At 62.5% G+C, this 14403-nt stretch carries 11 protein-coding genes; 4 read left to right on the plus strand and 7 right to left on the minus strand.

Annotation, left to right across the window (positions count from 1 at the left end; all coding sequences use genetic code 11):
* Window positions 1-119 precede the first annotated feature (119 nt).
* The 4 genes from AC02Y0_RS14070 to AC02Y0_RS14085 all read right to left on the minus strand — a co-directional run bounded on the left by AC02Y0_RS14070 (window position 120) and on the right by AC02Y0_RS14085 (window position 5429).
* The gene (locus AC02Y0_RS14070) at window positions 120-2021 is read right to left on the minus strand and encodes a potassium transporter Kup (protein ID WP_444557526.1); all 1902 of its coding nucleotides are present in this window, start codon (window positions 2019-2021) and stop codon (window positions 120-122) included.
* A gap of 15 nt (window positions 2022-2036) precedes the next feature.
* Window positions 2037-3014 carry a magnesium transporter CorA family protein gene (locus AC02Y0_RS14075; protein ID WP_476379507.1) on the minus strand — a complete coding sequence of 326 codons (978 nt, stop codon included), beginning with the start codon at window positions 3012-3014 and terminating at the stop codon, window positions 2037-2039.
* A gap of 156 nt (window positions 3015-3170) precedes the next feature.
* Window positions 3171-4346 carry an iron-sulfur cluster carrier protein ApbC gene (gene apbC / locus AC02Y0_RS14080; protein WP_476379508.1) on the minus strand — a complete coding sequence of 392 codons (1176 nt, stop codon included), beginning with the start codon at window positions 4344-4346 and terminating at the stop codon, window positions 3171-3173.
* Between the two features lie 345 nt (window positions 4347-4691).
* Window positions 4692-5429 carry a helix-turn-helix transcriptional regulator gene (locus AC02Y0_RS14085; RefSeq protein WP_476379509.1) on the minus strand — a complete coding sequence of 246 codons (738 nt, stop codon included), beginning with the start codon at window positions 5427-5429 and terminating at the stop codon, window positions 4692-4694.
* A 384-nt stretch (window positions 5430-5813) separates the two neighbouring features.
* Between AC02Y0_RS14085 and AC02Y0_RS14090 the strand changes: the two genes are divergently transcribed.
* Window positions 5814-6668, plus strand: coding sequence for an SMP-30/gluconolactonase/LRE family protein (locus AC02Y0_RS14090; RefSeq protein WP_476384039.1), 855 nt, complete (start codon window positions 5814-5816; stop codon window positions 6666-6668).
* Window positions 6669-6880: 212 nt separating this feature from the next.
* Window positions 6881-7573, plus strand: coding sequence for a PRC-barrel domain-containing protein (locus tag AC02Y0_RS14095; RefSeq protein ID WP_476379510.1), 693 nt, complete (start codon window positions 6881-6883; stop codon window positions 7571-7573).
* Between the two features lie 78 nt (window positions 7574-7651).
* Here the strand turns inward: AC02Y0_RS14095 and AC02Y0_RS14100 are convergent, their stop codons facing one another.
* Together AC02Y0_RS14100 and AC02Y0_RS14105 are read right to left on the minus strand one after the other, a co-directional pair.
* The gene (locus AC02Y0_RS14100; protein ID WP_476379511.1) at window positions 7652-9013 is read right to left on the minus strand and encodes a putative bifunctional diguanylate cyclase/phosphodiesterase; all 1362 of its coding nucleotides are present in this window, start codon (window positions 9011-9013) and stop codon (window positions 7652-7654) included.
* A 111-nt stretch (window positions 9014-9124) separates the two neighbouring features.
* The gene (locus AC02Y0_RS14105; RefSeq protein ID WP_476379512.1) at window positions 9125-10870 is read right to left on the minus strand and encodes a response regulator; all 1746 of its coding nucleotides are present in this window, start codon (window positions 10868-10870) and stop codon (window positions 9125-9127) included.
* Window positions 10871-11148: 278 nt separating this feature from the next.
* Here AC02Y0_RS14105 and mutL point away from each other — a divergent pair, with 278 nt between their 5' ends.
* Entirely contained in the window at window positions 11149-12996 is a 1848-nt protein-coding gene (mutL, locus tag AC02Y0_RS14110) for a DNA mismatch repair endonuclease MutL (RefSeq protein ID WP_476379513.1), read from the plus strand.
* Between the two features lie 94 nt (window positions 12997-13090).
* Window positions 13091-13321, plus strand: coding sequence for a DUF2093 domain-containing protein (locus tag AC02Y0_RS14115; protein WP_006726618.1), 231 nt, complete (start codon window positions 13091-13093; stop codon window positions 13319-13321).
* Between the two features lie 3 nt (window positions 13322-13324).
* Here the strand turns inward: AC02Y0_RS14115 and lpxK are convergent, their stop codons facing one another.
* Window positions 13325-14359, minus strand: coding sequence for a tetraacyldisaccharide 4'-kinase (lpxK, locus tag AC02Y0_RS14120; RefSeq protein WP_476379514.1), 1035 nt, complete (start codon window positions 14357-14359; stop codon window positions 13325-13327).
* Window positions 14360-14403: the final 44 nt, after the last annotated feature.

The following is a 14403-nucleotide window of genomic DNA, read 5'->3' on the forward strand; positions in this document are numbered from 1 at the left end:
CTCCTGTTAACCTTGATGCTTGGTTAACGACGGATCACAGCTTCGGGAGCTGCAGCCGATAAACGCACAAGGCCGCCGACAAAAATCGGCGGCCTTGTAGTCATCCACAGGTGTGTCGCTCAGATGATGACGTGCGAACCGAGCTCGATGACGCGATTGGCTGGCAGGCGGAAGTAATCCGAGGGATCGGCAGCGGCCTCTGCGAGCGCGATGTAGAGGCGGTCTTGCCAATGGGGCATGCCCATGCCGGCACCGGCAACGAGCTTGCGGCGACCGAGATAGAAGGAGGTCGACATGATGTCGAACTTCAAGCCGCCCCGGCGCAGACTTGCGAGTGTCTTGGAGACGTTCTGCGTTTCCATGTAGCCGAAGCGGATCTCGACGCGCGAAAAACGCTCGGACAATTCCTCGACGGCAAACCGCTCCTCCTCCGCGACGCGCGGGCGCCCGAGCGTGCGGATGGTCAGCACGATGTTGCGCTCGTGGATGACGTGATTGTGCTTCAGATTGTGCATCAGCGCCGCCGGGGCCCGGGTGGGATCGCTGGTCAGGAAGATCGCCGTCCCGGCCACGCAGGCGGGGCCATGCTCGCTCTTCCGCTCGATCATCGCGATGAAATCCTCCAGCGCCACATCATCCCGACGGGTCTTCTGGAAGATGATCGCGGAGCCGCGGCGCCAGGTCCACATGACGACGGTGAAGGCCGCCGCGAAGAGAACCGGAATATAGCCGCCGTCATGGATCTTCAGGAGGTTTGCCCCGAGGAAAACCAGTTCCAGGATGAGCAGCGGGGTGAGCACGGCGACCGCAAGCGGCAGGCTCCAGTTCCACTTCTTGCGAACGAATTCGAAGGCCATAATGGTGGTCACCACCATGGCACCGGTAACGGAGATGCCATAGGCGGTCGCCAGCGCCTCCGAGCTTTCGAACAGCAGGACGAGTGACAGCACGCCGACGAGCAGTAGCGTGTTGACCGAGGGCAGATAGATCTGACCGGTCTGGGTCTCGGATGTGAAGAGGATCTGCATGCGCGGCAGGAAGCCGAGATGGATCGCCTGGCGCACGAGCGAGAAGGCGCCGGTGATGACCGCCTGGCTGGCAATGATCGTGGCAAAGGTCGCGAGGATGACAATCGGCAAAAGCGCCCAGGATGGGAACATCAGAAAGAACGGATCGGAGGCCGTCGAGGGGTCGCTCAGGACAAGTGCGCCCTGGCCGAGATAGTTCAAGACAAGTGCAGGGAAGACCAGCGCGAACCAGGCAAGCTGAATGGGCTTGCGTCCGAAATGGCCGAGGTCCGCGTAAAGGGCTTCCGCACCTGTCACCGTCAGGAAGACGGCGCCGAGGACGACGATGCCGAGAAAGCCTTCGCGCACCAGGAAGGACGCGGCATACCAGGGATTGAAGGCAGCGAAGATGCCGACATCATCGAAGATGTGATAGATGCCGCCGGCTGCCATGACGATGAACCAGACCGCGGTGATCGGGCCGAAGAAGCGGGCGACTGCGCCCGTACCGCGCGACTGGACCGCAAAGAGGCCAATCAGGATCGCCAGCGAAATGGGGACGATGAAGTCCGACAGGTTCGGGGCAACCAGCTTCAGGCCCTCGACCGCAGAAAGAACCGAAAGCGCCGGTGTGATCATGGAATCGCCGAGGAAGAGGGCAGCGCCGATCAGGCCCAGCACCATCAGGATCGGGCCATGGCCATTTGCCGTCTTCGACAGTAGGGCCAGCAGCGACAGTGTGCCGCCTTCGCCGTCATTGTCGGCGCGGAGCAGGAAGAGCACATATTTCAGCGTGACTATGATTGTCAGCGACCAGATCATCAGCGAGATCAAGCCGATGATCTCGACACGGGTGATGCCGTCGACGCCGATCGGCTTCAAAGCCTCGCGAAAGGCATAGAGCGGGCTCGTGCCGATGTCGCCGTAGACAACGCCGACTGACCCGAGAGAGAGGAGAAGAAGACTGCGTACATCCTTCGGGCCAGCCTGCGGCTGGTGATCGATCTGCTGCATGGGGTTCCAGGCTCGTCAGAGCCAGCCTTTCCAACGGAAAAACAGGAAGGGGATGATGGCGGACAGGAGCATGGCAAAGAGTGCCATGGGGTATCCGAAGCTCCATCCCAGTTCCGGCATGAATTTGAAGTTCATGCCGTAGATTGATGCGACCAGGGTCGGCGGCAGAAAGACCACCGAGGCGATCGAGAAGATCTTGATGATGGCGTTCTGCTCGACATTGATCAGGCCGAGCGAGGCATCCAGCATGAAGGTGATGTTGTTGCCGACAAAGGCTGCGTGCTCGCCGAGCGACTGGATGTCGCGCGCGACGATGGTACAGAGTTCGGCGGCATCTTCTTCCCGTCGCACAATCGGCTGCGACTGCAGGAAGATGACGAGACGCGACAGGGAGACGAGGCTGTCGCGCAGTTTGCTGACCATCTGGTGATGGCTCGCAATATCGAGAAGCTTGTCTTCCAGGAAGCGCGGCGGGCGGCGCTTGGCGGCCTTGCGATTGACAAAGATGGTGATCGACAGCGCATCGAGGCGGCCAGCCAGTGTTTCCAGGATCTCGGCGGTCCGGTCGACGATTGTCTCCAGCAGATGACCAAGGAGCTTCGCGCCGGTGTCGCACTGGCCATTCAGCCGAAGGAGGCTGGCGCTGAACAGGGCGAAGGATTTCGGCTCGGCATAGCGGATGGTGATCAGCCGGCCGCGATAGAGAATGAAGGCGACGTCCGTCAGCAGCGGATAACTGGAATCTGCCCGGTAGAGCAGTGAGGCGGTCATGTAGATCGCCTCGTTCTCGACATAGAGGCGGCTGGACGGCTCGATATCCTTCAGCTCTTCCGGAGTCGGGAGCGGAATGCCGATCTTGCCCTCAACGAGGTGTTCTTCCTCGATGGTCGGTTTGATCAGGTCGATCCAGATGATGTCTTCGGGGAATTCGCCAAATGTCGGCTCGATGCCGATGACTTCGACACTTCCGTCTCTTCGATAGGCCCTTATCAAGGACTGGTCACCTTCATGGCACGCCGCGCGTTGAAGTCGTGGACACAATCATAGACCCGGAATGAAAGCCAAATCAATTGCTGCAGCACAGCAATGCAGCCGACGCACGGCTGGTGGCTTACACGCACCGAATCTTGCGGCTCTATCTGCCTGATATCACTCGAAGACGATCGCGGGGGCGGCACGGCCGGAACGGGCCTTGACCTGCTCCCAGACCTTGGTCGCGATATCGCGATAGACCTTCGCCTGCGGGCCGTCGGGCTCGCTCACGACAACAGGTGTGCCTGCGTCCGAGGTCTCGCGGATCGAGATCGTCAGCGGGACTTCACCGAGGAAGGGCACGCCGATGGTCTCTGCTTCCGCCTTCGCGCCGCCATGGCCGAAGATGTCATAGCGATTGCCGGTATCCGGCGCGATGAAGTAGCTCATGTTCTCGACGATGCCGAGGACCGGCACCTCGACCTTGTTGAACATGTTGAGCCCCTTGCGGGCATCAATCAGGGCCAGATCCTGCGGCGTAGAGACGATGACGGCGCCTGATAGTGGCACCTGCTGGGCCATGGTCAGCTGTGCGTCGCCGGTGCCCGGCGGCATGTCGACCACGAGTACGTCGAGATCGCCCCAGGCCACTTCGCGCAGCATCTGCATGAGCGCCGACTGGACCATCGGTCCGCGCCAGATCATCGCCGTGCCCTCGTCAACAAGGAAGCCCATGGACATGACCTTGATGCCGTAATTCTCCATGGGCACGATGATGCGGTTTTCGATCTGCTGTGGGCGACCGGTGATCCCGAGAAGGCGCGGCATGGACGGACCATAGACGTCGGCGTCGAGGATGCCGACGCGCAGGCCGTTGGCTTTCATCGCAAGCGCGAGATTGACCGCTGTCGTCGACTTGCCGACGCCACCCTTGCCGGAGGCAACCGCAATGATCGCATCGATGCCCGGGACGCCCGCCTTGGTGCGCTGCTGGCCGCTTGGAGCGGGACCGTGATTGTGGGCGGGGCCATGATTGTGAGCATGTCCGTGGCCCTGGGCGGGAGCGGCCGGCTGCGGACGCGGCGGCGGGGCGGCCCCCTGCTTGCGCTCTGCCGTGAGGCTAACCACGGCGCCGTTCACGCCGGGGATGGCCTTGACAGTACGCTCTGCCGCCTGACGCAGCGGCTCCAGTTCCTGGGCGCGCTCGGCCGGCACATTGATCGAGAAATAGACCTTGGCGTCGGAAATGAAGACATCGGAGACCATGCCCAGGTCGACGATGTTGCCCTCGAGATCCGGTCCCCGGATCCCCTTCAGCGCCTCAATCACCCGATCACGCGACAATTCGGTCATTTCGATATTCTTTCCGCTCGGACATTCATCTGTGCACGTTCAGATAATGGAGCGGGAGCCTTTCGCCAACTGCAAATGCGATGGCGAGGGTGCGACCATTGCCGCAGAAACAGACAAGCCGCCTGCGGAGAGCACCCCCCGCGGCGGCTTGTCAGGCTGCACCCGTTCACGGGTGTCACGCTACGTCCCCTCTGGACTGACACTTTGAATGCAGGAAGCGTGCCAGACGCGAATATCCCGCAGCACAGGCGTTTCGGCCTGTGGAAGATCTCAAAAGCTGGAGGGGATGGCGTGAAAAAGGGCGGCGGCGCAGAGAGCCGCACAAAAAAGCACCAGCGTTTACACTTACTTGATCAAGCCGAGGCGCAGGGCCTTGGCGACCGCCTGGGTGCGGTTCACCGCGTCCAGCTTCTTGGTGGCGCGGTTCAGGTAGTGGTTGATCGTGTGTTCCGAGAGCGTCAGGATCTCGGCGATCTCGACGCTGGTCTTGCCGGCTGCAGTCCAGTTGAGGCAGTCGAGCTCGCGATCGGTCAGCATATCGCTGTTGCGGCTGTCCATCTCGCGGATTTCAGCGAGACGGTTGAAGACATGCGCGGCGATATAGGCGAGCTGCATCATCTCCAGCGTGTCGAAAAGCTCGCGGTCACCGATAAAGGAGACGGCGCCGCGTGCGCCGGTGGCATCGTGGACCGGGAAATAGGCACCGCGGGTCATGCGGAAGCGATGGAAGAGCGCCTTTGAGACCTCACCCGACTTGGGATCGCGCTGCGTTGCAACGTCGTCGATGTCGAACCGCAGCGGAATGGAGGCGCGGCGCAGATGGGCAAGCACCGGGCTGCCGGACAGAAGCGCCACCTGATCGAATTCGGTCAGCAGATCGGCGGGCCAGTTGGTGATGATGGAGCTGCTGCCGAGTTCCTGGGCGGTTGCGCCAGGCATGTTCAGCACCATGAAGGCGCGGGCCCCATAAAGCTCGGTCACGCGTTTCATGAAACGGAAGACGTCGAACTGGGTCTTGAAGCCCTTCACATCCGTGATCAGGCCTTCGACGCGTGCAGAGGTTGCGATATCCGGGGTCGTCATCACATCCACGTCCTGACCGGGTTACCGGCCATGATTATCGGGGAGATTGTCCAAGACGTGTTCGTCAATTTCTGCTTCACCTGACATTGGCCAAGATCGGGACCGCGTGGCGAAACTTGAGCTTCCACCAATCTCTCCGAACCCGCATAGGTAATTCTTCTTCGGACCTGCATAGAGAATGAGTGAGGAACACCCAAAGGCGATACCAACGCCGAATCTGTTCCCTTGGGTTGCCGAAGCATAGACTTGTAAAGCGCCAAGGGTCCAGATACCCCATGAATTTTACCGTAAACCCCTGTCTGCGACGTTAGTCGCACGACAAGGTCAAAATGAATAGCGACAAGGAGGACATCCGTGATCTCAACCGAAAGCTTCAACGGCAGAATGCTCACCGAAGAGGTGATGGAACTGGGTGAAGGCCCGGCCTACGATCCGATCTCGGGTTCGCTCTTCTGGTTCGACATCCTCGGCAAGACGCTGTGCGAACTGGATGTCGAGGGCGGACGGCTGAAAAAGCACGCCCTGCCCTTCCTCGGCAGTGTGATCGCGGTTATCGACGACAAGCGCCAGCTGATCGCCACCGACCAGGGTCTGTTTCTCCGCGACAGCGCAAGCGGCACGCTTTCTTCCTATGCCGCCATCGAGCACAAGCCGCAGAACCGTTCGAATGACGGGCGCGTGCATCCGAGCGGCGCGCTCTGGATCGGCACGATGAGCCGGACGGCGGAGACCGGTGCGGGCGCGATCTATCATGTGAGCGGCACGACCGTGACGAAGATCTTCGATGCCGTCAGCATCCCCAACGGCATCTGCTTCTCGCCGGATGGCTCGGTTGGCTATTTCAACGATTCCAAGGTCAATCACATGATGCGGGTGGCCCTCGATCCGGCAACAGGCCTTCCGGTTGGCGCACCCACAGTGTTCATCGACCAGTCGCAGCGACAGGGTGTCATCGACGGATCGGTTGTCGATCTCGAAGGCACGATCTGGAACTCGAACTGGGATGGCGGCGCTGTCGACCGTTACTCACAGGATGGCCGGCATATTGCCCGCTATGCAGCACCGGTCCGTCGTCCGACATGCCCTGCCTTTTATGGCAAGGCGCTCGACCGGCTTGCCATCACCTCCTGCTGGGAGGGGCTCAGCGACGAGGAGCGCGCCGAGGACAAACTGGCGGGCGTGACCTTCGACCTCGGCGTCAGCGTCAAGGGAAAACCCGAGCCGCTGTTCAAGCTCTGACACGCGCACCACGCAGCATGGACGGGGTCGCAAGCGGCCCCGCAAACCAGTTTTCCGGCTTTTTGTTCCGGTCGATCTGCTAAAATATTCAATGACTAACGGGCGGAACGATCATGGCCGCCGGACATTTTCCTCTCGAACCGACGCCGCCGAGCCACTCAATGCGAGGCAGCGTCAGTCGCAGACCATCTCAGAGGAAAGGTAGGTCCACCATGAACAAGTCCTTCAAGACGCTCGCCGCCGCCGTACTGCTCGGCTCGACCGCAATCGCTCCGTTCGCCGTCGCCCAGGATGCCACCCCGGGTGCCACCACCACGCCGCCAGCCGCTACTGAAACGGCTCCGGCTGGTACTGTAGCCCCTGACGCCACCACTGGCGCCGCTTCCGGCACCATGGGCACGACCGCTGCAGCGGGCACTGCCACGTATCTGACCGAACAGGCCGAGAACCACATCTCTGTGGCCGACTTCATGGGCCAGGCAATCTACACTGCCGACAACCAGTCGATCGGTGACATCAACGACCTGCTCGTTGATAAGGAAGGTGGCGTTGTTGCAGCCGTAGTTGGCGTCGGCGGCTTCCTCGGCATCGGCGAAAAGAACGTCGCCGTTCCGTTCGAAAACATCACGATCACCCGCGTGGTTGATGATGCAGAGACCACGACGACGACCGATGGTACGGCAGCGACCGGCACTTCGACGACGACCACGACAACGACGGCTACCACCGACAACACCGCAACCAACGCGGAAGAAGTCGCTGACGCTGAAGTTCGTCTGACGACGACCGAAACCGCAGACAGCCTGCGTAACGCTCCCGAGTTCCGCACTCTGGACGACCAGGCTGCTGATGCCGGCACGATGGGTACCACCGACGGCACCACCACCTCGTCCACGGATAACTAATCCGGATACGAGGGACGTGTTACAGTCCTGACGGGCGGCGCTTCGGCGCCGCCTTTTCTTTTGCGTAGATTTCAGGGATCAGGCGGTGGCGCGGTCGACGAGCGCGAAATCGTGATGGTTCTCGGCGAGATAACGCAGGGTCGCGGCGGCATCGACCGGCTTGCCGAAATAGTAGCCCTGCCCCATGCCGCAGCCGAGTTCGCGCAGCTTCCGGGCTTCGGCATCCGTTTCGATTCCTTCTGCCACGACTTCGAGATCCAGGCCCTCGCACATGCTGACGATGGCCTTGATGATATGCTCGGAGGTGCGGTCCGTGGTGATGGCCGAGACGAAGGCGCGGTCGATCTTCACCTTGTCGAAGGTGAACTCCCGCAGGCGTCCAAGGCTCGACTGTCCCGTGCCGAAGTCATCCAGCGAGATGCGGATGCCGGCATCCTTCAGTTCCTTGATAATCCGCCGGGCCGTATCGGCCGAGGACATGACGGCCGTTTCCGTGATCTCAAGCTCCAGCCGTCGCGGGTCGAAACCGACGGAGTTGAGGATGGAGAGCGTGTTGAAGGAGGTTCTCAGGTCCATGAGCTGGACCGAGGAAAGGTTGAAGGAGAGGAAGAGATCACGCGGCCAGGCAAGCGTGGCTTCGGCAGCCTTGCGCAGCAGGGTTTCCGACAAGGTATCGATGAAGCCGCGTTCTTCGGCGAGCGGTACGAAGACGGCAGGTGAGACGAAACCGAGATCCGGATCGATCCAGCGGGCAAGCGCTTCGAAGCCGACGACGCGGTTGTCGCGCAGGCGCACGATCGGTTGGAAGTGGACGTCGACCGTATCGTTGATGATGGCGTTGCGCAGCGCCTGTTCAAGCTGCGTCGCCTGTTTCATCTCCTGCGCGATCTCGCGGGAATAGACGGTAATCTGGCCGCGCCCACGGCGCTTGGACCGATAGAGAGCGGTCTCGGCGCTCTTCATCAGCTCCTCGAAATCTTCGCCGGCAAAGGGATAGACGGCGAAACCGAGGGAAGCGGAGAGGCGCACATTGCGGTCGCCGAGATCGTAAGGGGCGGAGAGGACATCCTTGATCAGCTGGCCGGCACGCTCGGCGCCCAAGCGCTCGAAGACCAGCGGCAGCACGATCGCAAATTCGTCGCCGTCATGTCGGGTGACGATTGCACCATCGGGCACGCAGGCCTTGAGGCGATGTGCGACCTGGCAGAGGATTTCGTCGCCGGAGGCCTGACCGAAGAGATCGTTGATCGGCTTGAAGCCATCGAGATTGACGATGCCGACGGTGAAAGGTGCAGGATCGGCGGCGCGGTCGGCGGCGAGCTGGCGCACCTTGTCGCCCAGCCTGTGGCGGTTGCCGAGGCCGGTCAATCGATCGGTATAGCCTGTCGTCTTCTGGTCGCCATGGCCATGCGGCTCAGGCGCTCGTCCGGCGGGACCCATTCATGCTTCCTGGTACGGTTCCTTGCACGTGCCAGAATGGGTCTAAAACATTAAAATAATCATATCGATACTGCGGAAGGCGGCTCCCTGCCCTCCCCAAAAATCGGGTAATCAGGCGGTGGAAGCAAGCCTGGCAATGTCCGGCACCAGCCGTCGGATCGCCTGATCCACGACATCAGGGCTGAGCGGCTTGAGGATCACATCGTTCATCCCGGAGGCAAAACAGGCTTCGCGGTCGCGATCGAAAGCCTGGGCGAGCACGCCGATGATCGGTGTCTGCAGGTCCATGTCCTCGGGCGACTGGCGGATCCGGCGCGCGGCCTCAAAACCATTGATGCCGGGCAGCGTCACATCCATGAGGATGATGGCGGGGTTCAATTCCGCACGCAGTCGAACGGCCGTCTCTCCATCTGCGCAGATCCGGTACGCAAAGCCGAGGCCCTCGAGGATCTGCGAGAAGACGATCTGGTTGATTTCGTTGTCTTCGGCGACAAGGACGAGCGACGACGTCGACGGCGCGGCAGGCTGCGGCGCAGAGGCAGCCTTCGGCACACCAACGGGTGCAGTTGAAGGTGCCGCTGCAGGCTCCTCTTCGGTGGTGATTTCCCAGTCGTCGGTCGGCATGGGCGGCTGGCGCAGCGCGGTCAACCGGTCAAGGACGCTGAAGGCGAGGTCACTCGCGATGTCGAAGACCGGCAAGGTGATGTAGTCGACATCAACAGCCTGCAGGAGTTCCAGGCACCGCATGTCGAGATCCACATCGACAATCGCGAGGTCGATGACGACCCCCACCGATTGCGCCACGGTCAGGAAGGCATCGAGCTCCGACTGATCGCGGACACAGCAGCTATCGAGGCCGAGGAGTTGCAGGATGTCGAGTGCCCTTGCCTCGAAGTCGCGGTCGGCAGTGACGAGAAGCGCCTTGCGTCCATTCAGGCGCCCATCGATCAGGCTGTGACCGGCGCCCTCATCGCGCTGCGGAGGATCAAATGCTGCCTCCTGAGAAGCGGGCAGATCAGCAGTGCCACCGACTTCACCGAGACTTGCCACCACCAGATAGCGCCCCGGCTTGCCGACGCGCTGGACATGAACAAGGATCGGGCGCGGCGGATCTCCGTAAAGCCGCATCGGAAGGGTGAGCGAAGATGTGACGCCGGTGTCCAATACATGGCGCGAGACGGTGACCAGCCGTTCGGCGACATCCGGTTCAAACAGTGTCGCGATCGTGCCGCCGAGCGCATTGTCGGGCCCCACCGAGGTGGCCGAGCAAAAGACCTTGTTGACGGCCACGAGCTGGAGATTGCGATCCTGGACGAAGACTGGATGGGCAAGATTGTCGAGGATCTCCTCGGTAAGCTGGACGCGCTCGATATCCGCACGCCACTGCTCCTCCCGGCGCTTCTGCTCGGTGATATCAGTCATCACGCAGAAGCCGAAGCCGGATGGCAGGCGACGCTTGGAGAACTTGGTCCAGCGCTTGTCGTCGTCGCAGGCCTGGATCTCGTAGCGTTCCTTCCAGTGGGCCGCGATCTGGCGGGTGAGCCATTCCTCACGGCTGAGGGCTGCACCGTCGGCCTGACCGCTGGCAGCATGGCGCAGGCCGAGGTCATATGCGGCTCCGAGGATATCCCTCAGGCGCGAACCGGGCTCGAAGAAGGGTGCGGGCAAAGGCAGAAACTGGCGGGCGCTGCGGCTTGCGAAGATCAGGTGATCGTTGCGGTCATAGACGATGAAGGCCGAGGAGAAGGCCTCCGACACGGCGTCCAGCAGGGCAGCGTCGAGAGCGGTCTCGGCCGACGAATTGTCGGGCCCCTGCCGTCGCTTGTCCTGGCCGGGGGCCTGTGGAAACTCGCTCACACTGCTGCCTCTAGGAACCTCGCCATCCGCAGACGACGAGAATTGGGGGGCTGATGCCATGATGGAGACATGCCGGACCGCGTTCCAGGCAGGGAGATATGCGAGGGACACTCCGGCCCGTATCCTCATTCCACCGCCAGCAGACCTGCTGAAGAGACATTGCAAGTCATTGTTCAAACTAGAGACATTCCGTTAAAGCCGGCTTAATGATGGGCATGGCGGCAACCGCGATACGATTTCGTCTTTCGTCGGAGCTCCGAATCCGGGAAAATGGCCGCATGATCATCAAGCAACTCTCCGAGACCCTCATCAACCAGATCGCTGCCGGCGAGGTCATCGAACGACCGGCCAGTGCAGCGAAGGAACTGATCGAGAATGCGATCGACGCAGGCGCCACCCGTATCGAGGTGGCGACGGCCGGCGGCGGCAAGACGCTGTTGCGGGTCATCGACAATGGTTGCGGCATGGGTCCGGAGGATCTGGCGCTCGCCATCCGCCGGCATTGCACATCGAAACTCAGCGAGACGCTGTTCGACATCCGCTCGCTCGGCTTTCGCGGCGAGGCCCTGCCCTCGATCGGATCGGTCGCGAAGCTGACGATCACCAGCCGTCCCGCCGGTGCCGACAGCGGTGCGGAGATCGCTGTTGTCGGCGGCAAGGTGGGGGACGTGCGACCGGCAGCAGCCAATCCGGGCACGACGGTCGAAGTGCGCGACCTGTTCTTCGCCACGCCAGCGCGGCTCAAGTTCATGAAGACGGAGAAGGCGGAAGCGGGTGCGATCAGCGAGATCGTCAAGCGTATGGCGATCGCCTTTCCGGCCATCCGCTTCGTGCTCTCAGGCACCGACCGCTCGACGCTGGAATTTCCCGGCACCGGCGACGACCACCTGGCGCGCATCGCCCAGGTGCTGGGCGCCGATTTCAAGGACAATGCGATCGAGCTCGATGCCGAGCGCGAGGATGTGCGACTGACAGGCTTTGCCGGGGTGCCGACCTTCAACCGGGGCAATTCGGCCCATCAATATGCCTTCGTCAATGGACGCCCGGTGCAGGACAAGCAGATCCTGTCGGCGATCCGTGGCGCCTATGCCGAAACGATCCCGCAGGGTCGTTATCCCGTGGCCGTGTTGTCGCTGACGCTCGACCCGGCGCTGGTCGACGTCAACGTGCATCCGGCGAAATCGGATGTGCGCTTCCGCGATCCGGCGCTGGTGCGCGGGTTGATCGTCGGGGCCATCCGGCAATCCCTTCAGCGCGAGGGGGACAGGGCAGCGACGACAGGTGCCGGCGGCATGCTGCGCGCCTTCCGCCCCGGGTTCTCACCGCAGCCGGCGCAGGCGTGGTCACCGGCCAGTTCGCCATCGCGACCTCTCTATGGGGCAGCGCCGAGCTTTGGCGGTGGGTTTGCGGCCGCTGCCGCACCGGCTGCGCGCGGTTTCGGCGAGGCGACGCAGGCGGCATTCGACAGCCTGTCCGTACCGACAGCCAGAAGCGAACCGATCCCATCCCCTGCACCACAGAGCGCCACCGTCGAGGCGATCGCCAGCTATCCGCTGGGTGCCGCGCGGGCGCAGGTGCATGCCAACTATATCGTGGCGCAGACGGAGGACGGTCTCGTGATCGTCGACCAGCATGCCGCCCATGAGCGGCTCGTCTTCGAGCAGATGCGTAAGGCGCTGACCGGTCGCCGGCTGCCTTCCCAGGGTCTTCTGATCCCCGACATTGTCGACCTACCCGAAGAGGATTGCGACCGGCTGATGGTCCATGCGGAAAGCCTGGAGCAGTTGGGACTGGCGATCGAGCGTTTCGGGCCGGGTGCAATTGCCGTGCGCGAGACCCCGGCGATGCTCGGTGAGATGGATGCGACCAAGCTGGTGCGCGACCTCGCCGACGAGATTGCCGAATGGGATACGGCCGACCGGCTGTCGGCCAAGCTCGAACATGTGGCGGCGACCATGGCCTGCCACGGGTCCGTGCGCTCGGGCCGGCGGCTGCGGGTCGAGGAGATGAACGCGCTTTTGCGCCAGATGGAGCAGACGCCGGGCTCGGGTCAGTGCAATCACGGGCGGCCGACTTATGTGGAGCTCAAGCTCTCCGATATCGAACGGCTGTTCGGACGGAGCTGAGCGTGCCACGCACGGGTTTTGACGCGAGCCATCTTTCATTCGCCGGGAGGGCGCTGTATTGCAGTTCCGTGACACGCGGCGCAGGAGAAGAGTGATGAACCGTTTCGAAGGCGGCGGAAACCGCGAAGCCAAGATCCGCTATCTCGATGCCGATTTCCAGATTCTGACACCAGGGACCTTCGTCACCTGCGCGATCACCGGGCGCCCGGTGCTGGTCGACGAACTGAAATACTGGAGCGTCGCGCGGCAGGAAGCCTATGTGGATGCCGCCGCTTCGCTGGAAGCGGAAAAGCGCGCAGGCGCGCTTCCCAACCAGCGCCGCTGAGCCTCAGGCCTTCTTGCCGAGGCGCCTGCGCCGGCAGGCTTCGATCGCCCGGTCGATGATCAGGTCCGGAGCCTTGGGGTCATCAAAGACCATGTCGATCTCCACCACCCGCGATTTTTCCGACAGCTCTGCCGACCGGCCGTGACCGCCTGACAGGCGGACACTGTCCTTCGCCGTGGTGACCAGTTGCAGGCCCTGACGTTCAGCGCGTGCGAGCAGATCCGCAATCTCGTCGTCTGCGAGATGATGATGGTCGGGGAAGTCCGCGCGGTCGACGATGACAGCGCCGAGTTCTTCCAGCGTTCGATAGAACTTCTTCGGATCGGCGATGCCTGCGTAAGCGAGCACCGACCGACCGGCGAGATCGTCCGCCGCCTGGGGCGTTACATTGGCGACCAGAACCGGCTTGCCGCTGCGGGACGCCTGGCGGACAAAGCGGTCTGCGGCGTCGCCCTTGCCGACCTTGAGGATTGCATCGAGATGGCGCATCTGGACCTCGATCGGCGCGCGGACGGGGCCTGAGGGCACGACCCAGCCATTGCCGATGCCGCGCCGGCTGTCGACCACGATCAGCGCGTAATCCACCAGAAGCCGGGCGCTCTGGAAACCGTCATCCATGATGACGAGATCAACACCCTCGGCCACCAGCTTTTCGGCGCCCGCGACCCTGCGGCGCGAGATGACGGTCAGCGCCTCGCGGGCGAGCAACAGCGGCTCGTCTCCGACAGCGGTGGAGCGATGGTGATGCGGGTCAACGACGGTCGTCACATCGAGCGAGCCACCATAACCGCGGCTGAGGAAACCGGGGGTCAGCCCCCTCGCCTTGGCGGCGCGGGCAATCGCGATGGCGGTCGGGGTCTTGCCGGCACCACCGACGGTGAAGTTACCGATGCAGACGACCGGCACTGCTAATGCGTGGCGGCGGCGATGCTGCATGATGGCACCGGAGATGCGGCCATACACAAAGGAGAGCGGATAGAGGTAGATCGCCTGCCAGCCGGTCTTGGTCCACCAGAAGGGTGGTGCCTCGGATACCATTCTCGTCCCTGTCGTGACCCCGGCGCCCCTCTGGCACCGCCTCA

The organism is Allorhizobium sp. nf9_anc, from assembly GCF_056323085.1.